Source organism: Paracidovorax anthurii, from assembly GCF_003269065.1.
Classification (GTDB): domain Bacteria; phylum Pseudomonadota; class Gammaproteobacteria; order Burkholderiales; family Burkholderiaceae_C; genus Paracidovorax; species Paracidovorax anthurii.
In genome coordinates, this window is the sequence record NZ_QLTA01000064.1 from 14,867 (window position 1) to 27,922 (window position 13,056).

The 13,056-nt window shown below is 71.4% G+C and carries 9 protein-coding genes; 3 read left to right on the plus strand and 6 right to left on the minus strand.

The window, feature by feature from the left end; genetic code table 11:
* Positions 1–8: 8 nt before the first annotated feature.
* From AX018_RS21790 to AX018_RS21810, 5 genes are all read right to left on the minus strand, one after another.
* Positions 9–1,805, minus strand: a complete 1,797-nt coding sequence (locus AX018_RS21790) for a methyl-accepting chemotaxis protein (protein WP_111881796.1) — start codon at positions 1,803–1,805, stop codon at positions 9–11.
* Between the two features lie 173 nt (positions 1,806–1,978).
* The gene (locus AX018_RS21795) at positions 1,979–3,784 is read right to left on the minus strand and encodes a methyl-accepting chemotaxis protein (protein WP_111881798.1); all 1,806 of its coding nucleotides are present in this window, start codon (positions 3,782–3,784) and stop codon (positions 1,979–1,981) included.
* 200 nt (positions 3,785–3,984) lie between these two features.
* Entirely contained in the window at positions 3,985–6,342 is a 2,358-nt protein-coding gene (gene parC / locus AX018_RS21800) for a DNA topoisomerase IV subunit A (RefSeq protein ID WP_111881803.1), read from the minus strand.
* Between the two features lie 55 nt (positions 6,343–6,397).
* Positions 6,398–7,180, minus strand: coding sequence for a lytic transglycosylase domain-containing protein (locus tag AX018_RS21805; protein WP_111881805.1), 783 nt, complete (start codon positions 7,178–7,180; stop codon positions 6,398–6,400).
* A gap of 75 nt (positions 7,181–7,255) precedes the next feature.
* Positions 7,256–9,238 (minus strand): DNA topoisomerase IV subunit B, encoded by a 1,983-nt coding sequence (locus AX018_RS21810; protein ID WP_111881808.1) that lies wholly within the window; start codon positions 9,236–9,238, stop codon positions 7,256–7,258.
* A gap of 126 nt (positions 9,239–9,364) precedes the next feature.
* On the opposite strand from AX018_RS21810, the gene AX018_RS21815 reads away from it, so the two are divergent.
* The gene (locus AX018_RS21815) at positions 9,365–10,591 is read left to right on the plus strand and encodes an MFS transporter (RefSeq protein ID WP_111881811.1); all 1,227 of its coding nucleotides are present in this window, start codon (positions 9,365–9,367) and stop codon (positions 10,589–10,591) included.
* Between the two features lie 16 nt (positions 10,592–10,607).
* Entirely contained in the window at positions 10,608–10,769 is a 162-nt protein-coding gene (locus tag AX018_RS25340) for a hypothetical protein (RefSeq protein WP_170146321.1), read from the plus strand.
* 6 nt (positions 10,770–10,775) lie between these two features.
* On the opposite strand, the gene AX018_RS21820 is transcribed toward AX018_RS25340, so the two are convergent.
* A complete protein-coding gene (locus AX018_RS21820) occupies positions 10,776–12,686 on the minus strand; it encodes an NHL domain-containing protein (protein ID WP_111881813.1) in 1,911 nt (636 codons plus the stop codon).
* 85 nt (positions 12,687–12,771) lie between these two features.
* Here AX018_RS21820 and AX018_RS21825 point away from each other — a divergent pair.
* The coding region (locus AX018_RS21825; RefSeq protein ID WP_170146310.1) for a transposase at positions 12,772–13,056 on the plus strand (285 nt) is incomplete at its 3' end.

Sequence of the window (13,056 nt, forward strand, 5' to 3'; positions counted from 1 at the left end):
CAGAACCGTCAGAACGTTTCCCAGTCCCCGCCGGCCGCCGTGGCCGCAGCGGGGCGCGGCGCGGCGGCCAGCACGGGCGGCCGGGCGGCCCGTGCTGGCGCAGGGGCCACGGCCGCCGGCCTGGCGGCCCCGCCCGGCGCGGCCTTCGGCGGCGGCGCGGGCACCCGGGCCGCCGCGCGAACGCCCTGCGCCGCAGCAGGCGCGGCAGGCGCGGTCCGTGCCACGGGCGCCGTTGCCGGAGCGGGCACCGGGCCCGGGGCCCCGTCCTCGATGCGGAACACCGCCATCGCCTGGGCCAGCTGGTGCGCCTGCTCGCGCAGGCTCTGGGCGGCGGCGGCGCTCTGCTCCACCAGCGCGGCGTTCTGCTGCGTCATCTGGTCGAGCGCGCCCACGGACTGGTTCACCTGCGCCACGCTGGCGTTCTGCTCGGTGGCGGCGGCGGTGATCTCGCCGATCATGTCGGTCACGCGCTGCACGGACTGCACGATGTCGGTCATCGTGGTGCCGGCCTCCTGCACGAGGCGCGAGCCGCTCTCCACGCGCTCCACCGAGGCGCCGATGAGCTGCTTGATCTCCTGCGCGGCCGATGCGCTGCGCTGCGCGAGGCTGCGCACCTCGCCGGCCACCACCGCGAAGCCCCGGCCCTGCTCACCCGCGCGCGCCGCCTCCACCGCCGCGTTCAGCGCCAGGATGTTGGTCTGGAAGGCGATGGAGTCGATCACGCCGATGATGTCCGCGATCTTGCGGCTGCTGGCGTGGATGTCCTCCATGGTGCGCACCACGCCGCCCACCACCTCGCCGCCGCGCCGCGCCACGCCGGAGGCGCTGGCCGCCAGCGCGCTGGCCTGCTGCGCGCTGCCCACGCTCTGCGCGATGGTGCCGGCGAACTGGTCCATGGCCACGGCGGTCTGCTGCAGGTTGCCCGAGGTCTGCTCGGTGCGCGTGGACAGGTCCTGGTTGCCCGCCGCGATCTCGGCGCTCGCGATCGCGATGCCGTCCGTGCCCTGGCGCACCTGGCGCACCATGCGCGCGAGCGCATCGCTCATGGAGTGCAGCGACCGCAGCAGCTCGCCGAACTCGTCGCCCTTGCCCTGCGGCACGGGGGTGGAGAGGTCGCCGGCGGCGATGCGCGCGGCCACCGCGTTGGCCTGCGCCAGCGGCCTCTGGATGCCGCGGATCAGGTAGATGCCGCCGCCCACGACGCCCGCCACCAGCACGGCGATGGCGGCGGCGGCCCCCTGCAGGGTGCGCATCGACGCGGCGCTGGCGCGGTGGCGCTGGACCTCGGACGCCTGGGCCTGGGCCTGCACGAAATCGCGCAGCGTCTGCAGGTAGGCGGCCACCGCGGGGCTGTAGCGCTGCAGCGCCAGCGCCTGGGCCTCGTCGCGGCGGCCCGCCGCCGTGAGCTGGCGCACCTGGCCGCGCAGGTCCAGCGTGGCCTGGCGCGCGGCGGCGATCTTCGCCATCTGCGCCTGGTCGGTGTCGGTGAGGTCCATCGCCAAGAGCGCCTTCTGGGTCTCGGAGATCTGGGCGGAGGTGGCGGCGATGAGGTCCTTGAACTGCGCCTCCAGCAGCGGGTCGGAGCCCAGGGTGACGGCCAGGGTGCGGGCCGCGTTGGTCTCGGTCAGGCCGGCCCAGCGCAGCGCCGCCTGCATGCGCTGCTCCATCTGCGCTCGGGCCTTTTCGGCCTCGGCCTGCTGGTTCTGGTAGCGGTGGCCGGCGATGCCCAGGATCGCGGCCAGCGCGATGACCAGGCCCGCGACGGCGAGCCAGAGCTTGTGGACGACACGCAGTGATCGGGGCATAGCGGACTCCTTTCAGGCAGGCGCACACGATAGGGTGGCGTCATTCATCGTGCCCGAATTGACAGGGGCCCGGCTCGGTACTTACACCAGCGCCGGCAGGGGATCGCCCAGGCTCTGTGGAGCGATTCCGCCAGCCGGCAACCGCACCGCGCGGAAACCGGCCCGCGCGCGGATCAGAACGTCTCCCAGTCGTCGTCGCTGCCGCCCTTGCGGGCCGGTGCGGCGGGCGCCGCGGGGGCGGGCGTGGACGGCGGCGATGCCGGGCGGCCCGCCAGGGCCGGCGCGGGCGCCGCGCGGGCCGCGACGGCCTTCGGCGCGGCGGGGGCCGGGGCCTTGCCGATGGCGGGAGCGGCCCGGCGCGGCGCGGGCACAGGCACCGGGGCCTGCGCCGCCACCGGCCGCGATGGCCGGGGCGCGGCGGCCGGGATGGCGCCGCCGCCGTCGCGCAGGCGGAACGCCGAGACCACCTCGGCCAGCACGGCCGCCTGGGCCTTGAGGGCGCCGGTGGCGGCCGCGGCCTCCTCGACCAGGGCCGCGTTCTGCTGGGTCACCTGGTCCATCTGGCCGATGGCCTGGCTCACCTGCGCGATGCCCGAGCTTTGCTCCGCGCTCGCGGCGCTGATCTCGCCCATGATGTCGGCCACGCGCCGGATGCTGTCCACCACGCTCTCCATGGTGCGGCCGGCCTGCGCCACCTGCTGAGAGCCCTCGTCCACCTTCGAGACCGAATCGCCGATCAGCGTCTTGATGTCCTTGGCGGCCTCCGCGCTGCGCCCCGCGAGCGCGCGCACCTCGCCGGCCACCACGGCGAAACCCCGGCCCTGCTCGCCCGCGCGGGCCGCTTCCACCGCCGCGTTCAGCGCCAGGATGTTGGTCTGGAAGGCGATGCCGTCGATCACGCCGATGATGTCCGCGATGCGGCGCGAGGACGCATCGATGGCGCCCATGGTCTGCACCACGCCCGCCACCACCTGCCCGCCCTCGCTCGCCACCTGCGAGGCATGCGCGGCCAGCTGGTTGGCCTGCCGCGCGCTGTCGGCGTTCTGGCGCACGGCGCTGGTGAGCTGCTCGATGGAAGCCGCCGTCTGCTGCAGGGCGCTCGCCTGGTGCTCGGTGCGCGAGGAGAGGTCCTGGTTGCCCGCGTCGATCTCGCGCGCGGCGACGGCGATGCTGTCGGCGCCGTTGCGCACGCGGCCCGTGACCTGGGCCAGGTTGTCGTTCATCTGGCGCAGGGCGTCGAGCATCTGCCCGGTCTCGTCGCGCCCGTGCACGGTGATGGTGCTCGTGAGGTCGTTGGCGGCCACGGCGCGCGCCACGCGCACGGCCTCGCCCAGCGGGCGCGTGATGCCGCGCGTGATCCACCAGCCCACCGCCCCGCCCAGCGCCAGGGCCAGCACGGTGGCGGCGATAACGGCGGTGCGGGTCTGGTCGTAGCCGGATTCGACGTGGCCCAGGGCATCGTCGATGCTCCCCCGCTGCATGGTCAGCAGCCGCTGGACCGCTTCGAGGAAGCGCGTGGTGACCGGCTGGAACTCCTGCGTGAACAGGCGCTGCGCATCCTCCACGCGCCCTTCACTCTTGGCCTTGTAGATGGCATCGCGCCCCGCCAGATAGGCGGTGCGCGCCTGCTTGATGTCGGCCAGCAGCGTCTTCTCCTGGTCGGTCTGCGGAAGCTCCTCGATGCGCTTGAGCAATTCGGTCGATTGCCGGGAAGAGGCGGCGGCCTCCTCGGCGAACAGGCCGGCCAGCGATGCATCGTTGCTGCGGACCACGGCCGCGGTCCGCTGCACGCTCGTGTGGATGTTGCGCGACCAGTCGCTGATCAGGCGCTCCTTGACGAGCGATTCGGACGCGATGCCCTTCACGGAGCGGACCATCCCCCCCATGTTGGTCAGCCCGAGCATGTTCATCAGGAACATGACCAGCAGGATGAGGGAGAAGCCCAGCGCGAGCCGGGTGGCGATTTTCAGGTCTTTCACGGTAGGTGCTCCTCGGCTGCATCAGGACATGCACGGCCGGGCAGCCCCTGGGTTCGGTGGCCGTGCCGCCCGATGGTGCGCGGATACACACGGAAACACCAATCCGCATTTACACCATGGCCTCCCGGCGATGCGGCAGCGCAACAAACGGGGGGCGAAAGGGCCGCCATCCCATGGCAGCCCTGCCCTGGCCCGCCCCGCTATTCGACGCGCAGCACGGCGTTCGGCTTGAAGCCCAGGTCCGCCGCCTTGCCCTTGCGGCCGCGCGGGGCGCGGGCGTTGTTGAGGCTGCGGATCTCCAGCGTCTCCTCGCGCTCCTTGCCGCCCCGGCCCACACCGGCGATGCACACGCTGCGCGTGTAGGCGGCGGCGCCCGCCAGCTGGTCCTTGGGCTCCAGGTCGATGAGCATCAGGCCCCGGCCGCCGTTGGCCATCTGCTTGAGCTCGGTGATCTCGAAGGTCAGGATGCGCCCGCCCGCCGAGGCGCAGCACACGTGCGTGGCCGGCGCCAGCGGCTGGCCGCCGCTCGCGAAGGCCGCATGCGAGGGCCGGCAGAGCTGCTCGCCCTCGGCCAGCGTGACGAAGGCCTTGCCGCCGCGGTTGCGCGCGGTCATGTGCTCCACGGCGGCGATGAAGCCGTAGCCGCCCGAGCCGGCCAGCAGCAGCGCGGCATTGGCCGGGCCCGCGAAGTAGTGCACGGGCTGGGTGCCGGCCTCCAGCTCGATCAGCGTGGTGATGGGCTGGCCGTCGCCGCGCGCGCCCGGCAGCTGCGACACGGCCACGGAGTACACGCGCCCGTTGCTGCCGAAGGCGATGAGCGTATCGACCGTGCGGCATTCGAAAGTGGCGTAAAGCGCATCGCCCGCCTTGAAGGCGAAGGTGCCCGCGTCGTGCCCGTGGCCCTGGCGCGCGCGCACCCAGCCCTTCTGCGAGACGACCACCGTGACGGGCTCATCGACCACCTTCACTTCGGCCACGGCCTTCTTCTCGGCCTGGATGAGGGTGCGGCGCGCATCGGCGAACTGCTTCGCGTCCTGCTCGATCTCCTTGACCATCAGGCGGCGCAGCGAGGCGGGGTTGCCGAGGATGTCTTCAAGCTTGCCCTGCTCCTCGCGCAGCTCTTTCAGCTCCTGCTCGATCTTGATGGCTTCCAGCCGCGCGAGCTGGCGCAGGCGGATTTCCAGGATGTCCTCGGCCTGCCGGTCCGACAGGTGGAAGCGCGCGATCAGCGCCGCCTTGGGCTCGTCGCTCGCGCGGATGATGGCGATCACCTCGTCGATGTTGAGCAGCACGGTCTGCCGCCCTTCGAGGATGTGGATGCGGTCCAGCACCTTGGCCAGGCGGTGCTGGCTGCGCCGCGTGATGGTCTGCTGGCGGAACTCGACCCATTCCTCCAGCATGCGGCGCAGCGACTTCTGCATGGGCTTGCCGTCCAGGCCCACCATGGTGAGGTTGATGGGCGCCGAGGTCTCCAGGCTGGTGTGCGCGAGCAGCGTGGTGATCAGCTCCTGCTGCGGCACCTTGCCGGTCTTGGGCTCGAAGACGAGGCGCACGGGCGCGTCCTTGCTCGACTCGTCGCGCACCACGTCGAGCACGCCGAGCACGGTGGCCTTGAGCTGCGTCTGCTCTTGCGAGAGCGCCTTCTTGCCGGCCTTGACCTTGGGGTTGGTCAGCTCCTCGATCTCTTCGAGCACCTTCTGCGCCGAGACGCCGGGCGGCAGCTCGGTGACCACGAGCTGCCACTGGCCGCGCGCGAGGTCCTCGATCTTCCAGCGCGCGCGCACCTTGAGGCTGCCGCGCCCGGTGCGGTAGGCGTCCTGGATGTCGGCCGCGCTGCTGATGATCTGGCCGCCGCCCGGATAGTCGGGGCCGGGCACGAGGGCATGCAGCTCCTCGTCGGCAAGCTTGGGGTTCTTCACCAGCGCCACGCAGGCATCGGCGATCTCGCGCAGGTTGTGGCTGGGGATCTCGGTGGCCAGGCCCACGGCGATGCCGCTCGCGCCGTTGAGCAGCGCGAACGGCAGGCGCGCGGGCAGCTGGCGGGGCTCTTCGGTGGAGCCGTCGTAGTTGGGCACGAAATCCACCGTGCCCTGGTCGATCTCGTCGAGCAGCAGGCCCGCGATGCGCGTGAGCCGCGCCTCGGTGTAGCGCATGGCCGCGGCGCCGTCGCCGTCGCGGCTGCCGAAGTTGCCCTGCCCGTCGATGAGCGGGTAGCGCTGGCTGAAGTCCTGCGCGAGGCGCACCAGCGCGTCGTAGGCCGACTGGTCGCCGTGGGGGTGGAAGCGGCCCAGCACGTCGCCCACCACGCGGGCGCTCTTGACCGGCTTGGCGGGCACGTTGCGCGTGGGGCCGCCATAGGCCAGGCCCATGCGCTCCATGGCGAAGAGGATGCGGCGCTGCACGGGCTTCATGCCGTCGCACACGTCGGGCAGCGCGCGGCCCTTGACCACGGAGAGCGCGTATTCGAGGTAGGCGCGCTGGGCGTAGCCCGCCAGCCCCAGGCTGTCGTCGGAGGCGGGCTGCGAGAAGTCGAGGGTGGGTTGGTCGTTGTCGCTCATGCGTCGGGAAGGAAGAAAAAAGGGAAACGGCGGACGGTCGTCGTTCGCAAGAGGGTCACTGCGCCGCAGGGGCCGCCAGCTCCATGCGCACGCGGCCGGCCGCGGCGCCACGCCCGGCCGGCGCCGCGGCGGGTGGCGCCGCCGGCGTGGCGGCGGAAGGCTTGAGCAGCGCATAGAGCCCAAGCACGCTCTTCACGTAGTTCTGCGTCTCGCGGTAGGCGGGAATGCGGTGGCCGGCGCGCTGTACGGCGCCCTCGCCCGCGTTGTAGGCGGCCAGGGCGAGGTCGAGGCGGCCCTCGAACAGGTCCAGCAGGTGGCGCAGGTAGCGCGCGCCGGCGGCGACGTTGGTGCCGGGGTCGGTGAGCTGCTGCTCCACCGAGCGCCTGGGCGCGCGCGCCACGCCGAAGCGCTCGGCCGTGGCGGGCATGAGCTGCATGAGCCCCACGGCGCCGCGCGGCGAGACGGCCGTGGCGTCGAAGCCGGACTCGGTGGCGATCACGGCCTGCAGCAGCTCGTAGTCCACGCCGTGCTGGCTGGCCGAGGCGCGCAGGTGGTGCCGCACGCGGCGCACCTCGGGGGCGATGTCGAAATACGCGAGCCGCCGCGCGCCCGCCGCCGTGGCCGTGGGCGCGACGCCGGGCGGCACGATGCCCGTGCCGGACGACGCGCCGTCGGTGGAGGAATCGAACACGTCGCCCCGGAAGAACAGCGTGTAGCGCTCGTCGATGCGCTCGGCCGCGAAGTGCGTCACGCCGCGCTCATCGGCGTAGGCCCAGAGATCGGCATGGGCGCTTTGCTGCGAAAACAATAGCAAGAAACCCAGCAAAACCGGCGACATGGAGCCCGAAACACCTGCAAACCACCGCAGGAGGCACTCCAGGGGTCCTGCGAAGGGGCGCGGCGCCGCCATGGCTCAGATGTCCACGTCCACGGCGTCGCCGTGCAGTTCCATCAGCTCGCGCCGCGCGGCCGCCTCGCCCTTGCCCATGAGCTTGGTGATGAGGCCCTCGGTCTCGGTGAAGCCCAGCGCGCCCAGCTGCACGGGCAGCAGGCGGCGCGTGTCGGGGTTGAGCGTGGTCTCCCAGAGCTGCTCGGCGTTCATCTCGCCCAGGCCCTTGAAGCGGCTGATCTGGCACTTCTCGCGCGCCACGCCATCCTTGGCGCACTTGTCGAGGATGGCCTCCAGCTCGCCGTCGTCGAGCGCGTACATCTTGGAAGCCGGCTTCTTGCCGCGCGCGGGCACGTCCACGCGGTAGAGCGGCGGGCGCGCCACGTAGATGTGGCCGGTCTCGATGAGCTTGGGGAAATGGCGGAAGAACAGCGTGAGCAGCAGCACCTGGATGTGCGAGCCGTCCACGTCAGCATCCGACAGGATGCAGACCTTGCCGTAGCGCAGGCCCGAGAGGTCGGGCGTGTCGTTGGGGCCGTGCGGGTCCACGCCCAGCGCCACGGAGATATCGTGGATCTCGGTGTTGGCGAAGAGCCGGTCGCGGTCCACCTCCCAGGTGTTGAGCACCTTGCCGCGCAGCGGCAGCACGGCCTGGCATTCCTTGTCGCGGCCCATCTTGGCGCTGCCGCCGGCGGAGTCGCCCTCCACCAGGAACACCTCGTTGTGCGACAGGTCGCGGCTCTCGCAGTCGGTGAGCTTGCCGGGCAGCACGGCCACGCCGGAACCCTTCTTCTTCTCGACCTTCTGGCCGGCCTTCTGGCGCGTCTGCGCGGCCTTGATGGCGAGTTCGGCGAGCTTGCGCCCGTAGTCCACGTGCTGGTTCAGCCAGAGTTCGAGCGCCGGGCGCACGAAGCCGCTGACCAGCCGCACGGCGTCGCGCGAATTGAGCCGCTCCTTGATCTGGCCCTGGAACTGCGGGTCGAGCACCTTGGCCGAGAGCACGTACGAGGCGCGCGCGAACACGTCCTCGGGCAGCAGCTTCACGCCCTTCGGTAAAAGCGAGTGCAGCTCGATGAAACCCTTCACGGCGTTGAACAGGCCGTCGCGCAGGCCGCTCTCGTGCGTGCCGCCCGCGCTCGTGGGGATGAGGTTGACGTAGCTCTCGCGCATGGGCTGGCCTTCCTCGGTGAAGGCCACGCACCACGCGGCGCCCTCGCCCTCGGCGAAGCTCTCGTTGTGGCGGTCGGCGTAGCCCTCGCCCTCGAAGAGCGGGATCACCGGGTCGGCCGCGAGGTTCTGGCCCAGGTAGTCGCGCAGGCCGCCCTTGTACTGCCAGGTCTGCGTGTCCTTGGTCTTCTCGTTGACCAGCGACACCGTCACGCCCGGCATCAGCACGGCCTTGCTGCGCAGCAGGTGGACCAGCTCGCCCATGGGCAGCGCGGAAGATTCGAAGTATTTGGGGTCGGGCCACACGCGCACCGTCGTGCCCTGGCGGCGCTCGCCGGCGGCCAGCGGCCGGGCCACGAGGGGCTCGGTAACGTCGCCGCCCTCGAAGACCAGGCGCGCGATCTGCCCCTCGCGGTGCGTGGTGGCCTCCAGCCGCAGCGCGAGCGCGTTGGTGACCGACACGCCCACGCCGTGCAGCCCGCCCGAGAAGCTGTAGGCCCCGCCCTTGCCCTTGTCGAACTTGCCGCCCGCATGCAGCCGCGTGAAGACCAGCTCGATCACGGGCGCCTTCTCCTCGGGGTGCAGGCCGAAGGGAATGCCCCGGCCGTCGTCCTCGATGCCCACCGAGCCGTCGGCATGCAGTGTGACCTTGATGCGCTTGCCGTGCCCGGCCAGGGCCTCGTCGGCCGCGTTGTCGAGCACTTCCTGGAGGATGTGCAGCGGGTTGTCGGTGCGCGTGTACATGCCCGGCCGCTGCTTGACGGGCTCCAGGCCCTTGAGCACGCGGATCGAGCCTTCGGAGTATTCGCTCGGGGATGTGGGAGAGGGTTTGGCAGCCATGGGCGCGGATTGTAGTGCCGCCCACCCAGCGATACTGGATGGAAAAACAGCCATCCCCTTTTTCCCACCGGGTTAACCCGGATCGGCGCGCCAGCACCGCCAGACGCTTTTGGCTACATTCGCCGGATGCACTCCGAACCCCGCAAACTCTCCATGGCGCAGGTGCTGGCCTGCGGCGCGGCCATCGTCACGCTCTCCATGGGCATCCGCCACGGCTTCGGCCTGTGGCTGCAGCCGATCACGCAGGACATGGGCTGGACCCGCCAGACCTTCGCGCTGGCGCTGGCGGTGCAGAACATCGCCTGGGGAGTCTTCGGCATCTTCGCGGGCATGGCGGCCGACCGCTTCGGCGCCTTCCGCGTGCTGATCGGCGGCGCGGTGCTCTACGCCTTCGGGCTGGCCGGCATGGCGCTCTCGCCCACGCCGCTCGCCTTCGCGCTCACGGCGGGCGTGCTGATCGGCGCGGCGCAGGCGGGCACCACCTATGCCGTGATCTACGGCGTGCTCGGCCGGCAGATCGCGCCCGAGCGGCGCTCCTGGGCCATGGGCGTGGCGGCGGCGGCCGGCTCGTTCGGGCAGTTCCTGATGGTGCCGGTGGAAGGCCAGCTCATCGCGCGCCTGGGCTGGCAGGAATCGCTGCTCGCCCTCTCGGCCATGGTGCTGCTCATCGTGCCGCTGGCCTTCGGGCTGCGCGAGCCGGGCTTCGGCCGCACCGCCAGCGCGGCCAAGGCGCCGCGCCAGCAGACCGTGGGCGAGGCGCTCTCGGAGGCGCTGCGCACCCCCAGCTTCCTGCTGCTCACGGCCGGGTACTTCGTGTGCGGCTTCCAGGTGGTGTTCATCGGCGTGCACATGCCCAGCTACCTCAAGGACCACGGCCTCTCGCCCCAGGTGGCCAGCTACGCGCTGGCGCTGATCGGGCTCTTCAACGTGTTCGGCACCTACATCGCCGGCACGCTGGGCCAGCGCATGGCGCGGCGGTACATCCTGGCCTTCATCTACTTCGCGCGGGCGGTGGCCATCACGGTGTTCCTGCTCGTGCCGCTGTCGCCCCTGTCGGTGTACGTGTTCTCGGCGGTGATCGGCTTCCTGTGGCTCTCCACCGTGCCGCCCACCAACGCCACGGTGGCGCAGATCTTCGGCGTGCAGCACCTCTCGATGCTGGGCGGCTTCGTGTTCTTCAGCCACCAGATCGGCAGCTTCCTGGGCGTCTGGCTGGGCGGGTACCTCTACGACCGCACGGGCAGCTACGACGTGGTGTGGGTTCTCTCGATCGCGCTGGGCATAGCAGCGGGGCTCATCAACCTGCCGATCCGCGAAGCCCCCATCCACCGCGCGCAGGCGCGGCCCGCCTGACCCCCCGCACCGCGCCATGGATTCCCCGGCCCACCCCGCTCCAGCCCGCCGCCCTCCATGGGGCCGGCGGCTGGCCTGGGCCGCGGCCGCCGCGGCGGCGCTCGCCGGGGCCTTCGCGCTCTATGCGGAGCCAGCCTTCGTCGTCATGCTGGCGGACCAGGTCTGGGCCTGCTTTTGAATAACTCTACGGGCGACCGGGCCGCAGCCTGGCAAGGCCGGTCGCCACCAGCAGCAGGGCCATCAGCCACAAGGCCCAGGGGCCCGATGCGGGGATGGACTGCGCACTGACCCCCGCCAGCACCAGCGGAGCCAGCAGGCCGGCAATGGCGCCTGCGGTGGTGGTCTCCGAATCCCCGGCACCGTCGTCCGCCAGGGTGTAGGTCACCGTCTGGCGGTCCTCGCTGAGGCTGGCCCCCGCCAGCTCAGACCAGGCGGAAACCTGGCCCGCCGCGGAAGGGCCGTATTGGTAGAGGCGCGCGCCGGCAGGCAATGCCTGCGGATAGGTCACCGATACCGACAGCGTCGCGCCGGCGCACCCCGTGGCACGCAAACGGAAGACCCCGGCGGGCAAGACCGCGCCCGCTGGCAACACGGCGGGCGCGCTGGCGCTGAACCCCGTGGACGCGGAAACCAGCGCGCAGCCGCTGCCGCCGCCCGAAATGGCCGCGCCGCCGGCCCCCGCCATGCCCGGCACGGCGCCCAAAGAGGCCACCTGCACCGGGGCGGAGGCCACGCTGTCGCCGGCACTGCTGGTGGCCTTGGCGGTAAAGCGGTAGACCACGCCATCCGCCAGGCCCGCCGCCGTGCACTGGGTGGCGGGGGCCGTGGCGGTGCATGCCACGCTGGCACCGCCGCCCACGGGCGTGCCGGTGGCGGTGTAGCTCGCGATGGCGCTGGAGCCCGCATCGGCGGGAGCGGTCCACGCCAGACGGGCCTGCCCGCCGCTGGCCGTGGCGCTCAGGCCCGTGGGGGGGCCCGGCACGATGGGCAACGACACCAGACGGGTGCGGAAGTTGCTCGCATCCGCCACGTAGAGTCGGCCCCGGCTGCCCAGCGCCAGCGCGAATGGAAACTGAAGCTGCGCCGCCGAGGCCGGCCCGCCGTCACCGCCAAATCCCGACGCGCCCGTGCCCGCCACGGTGGTGATCGTGCCGCCCGAATCCACCTGCCGGACACGGTTGTTGCCCGCGTCGGCGATGTAGAGCACGCCCGCATCGTCCACCGCCACCCCCGCCGGAAAATTGAGCTGCGCCGCCGTGGCACTGCCGCCATCGCCACTGAACCCGCTCGTGCCCACACCGGCCACGGTGGTCATGGTGCCCCCGGAGTCCACCCGGCGGATGCGATGGTTGTTGCCATCCGCCAGATAGAGATTGCCGGCGCTGTCGCGCGCGATGTCGAAGATGAACTGGAACCGCGCCGCCGTGGCCGCGCCGCCGTCGCCGCCATAGCCCGACGTTCCGGAGCCCGCCACGGTGGTGATGGTGCCGCCGAGGTCCACCTGGCGGATGCGGTAGTTCGCGCTGTCCGCGATAAAGATCCGGCCCGCGCCGTCCACGGCCACGCCAAAGGGGCTGTTGAGCTGCGCTGCGGTGGCCGCGCCGCCGTCGCCGCCATAGCCCGCCACCCCCGTGCCCGCCACGGTGGCGATGGTGCCGCCGGCATCCACCCGGCGGATGCGGTGGTTGTTCAGGTCGGCGATGTAGAGATTGCCTGCCGCGTCCACCGCGATGCCCCGGGGCTCATTGAGCTGCGCGGCAGTGGCCGGCCCGCCATCGCCACCATAGCCCGCCACCCCCGTGCCCGCCACGGTGGTGATGGTGCCGCCGGCATCCACCCGGCGGATGCGGTGGTTGCCGCTGTCCACGATGTAGAGGTTGCCCGCCCCATCGACCGCCACCCCATAGGAATAATTCAACTGCGCCGAGGTGGCCTGGCCGCCATCCCCGCCGAAGCCCTGGACACCCGTGCCCGCCACGGTGGCAATGGTCTGGGCCTGCGCGGGCGCCGCGCCGACCGCCCCCGCCACCACCAGGCACAGCAGCGAACACAGCCGCGCCCAGCCAGCGCTTCCCCAAGAACGAAACAGCAGCATGTGCACTTGACCCCATGGATGCCCATGCGATGGCATGAGTTACTTATCTTAGAGCGTGTTTACGATCTCCCCCGACAATCCTGGGGTGAAAAGAAAGCCATACCCAAGCGACATCAGTAGAGAGAAGTTTGCCGAGATCGAGCCGCTGCTGCGCAGCGTTCGGCGCAGCACCAAACCGATCAAGCTGGACCTGTACGAAGTGTTCTGTGCAGTGCTGTACCTGCTTCGCACGGGTTGTCAGTGGCGCTATCTGCCGCCGCAGTTCCCCAAGTGGCACAACGTCTATGCGTACTGGCGCAAGTGGAGCGAGCCTGACCAGCACGGAGTGAGCGTGCTGGAGCAGGCTTTAAAAAAATCAGGTTGGCGCGGC

Excerpts from the sequence above, each read along its gene's own strand:
- AX018_RS21815 (WP_111881811.1), top strand. The coding sequence starts at position 9,365 with ATGCACTCCGAACCCCGCAAACTCTCCATGGCGCAGGTGCTGGCCTGC.
- AX018_RS21810 (WP_111881808.1), bottom strand. The coding sequence starts at position 9,238 with ATGGCTGCCAAACCCTCTCCCACATCCCCGAGCGAATACTCCGAAGGC.
- AX018_RS21805 (WP_111881805.1), bottom strand. The coding sequence starts at position 7,180 with ATGTCGCCGGTTTTGCTGGGTTTCTTGCTATTGTTTTCGCAGCAAAGC.
- AX018_RS21820 (WP_111881813.1), bottom strand. The coding sequence starts at position 12,686 with ATGCTGCTGTTTCGTTCTTGGGGAAGCGCTGGCTGGGCGCGGCTGTGT.
- AX018_RS21790 (WP_111881796.1), bottom strand. The coding sequence starts at position 1,805 with ATGCCCCGATCACTGCGTGTCGTCCACAAGCTCTGGCTCGCCGTCGCG.
- parC (WP_111881803.1), bottom strand. The coding sequence starts at position 6,342 with ATGAGCGACAACGACCAACCCACCCTCGACTTCTCGCAGCCCGCCTCC.
- AX018_RS25340 (WP_170146321.1), top strand. The coding sequence starts at position 10,608 with ATGGATTCCCCGGCCCACCCCGCTCCAGCCCGCCGCCCTCCATGGGGC.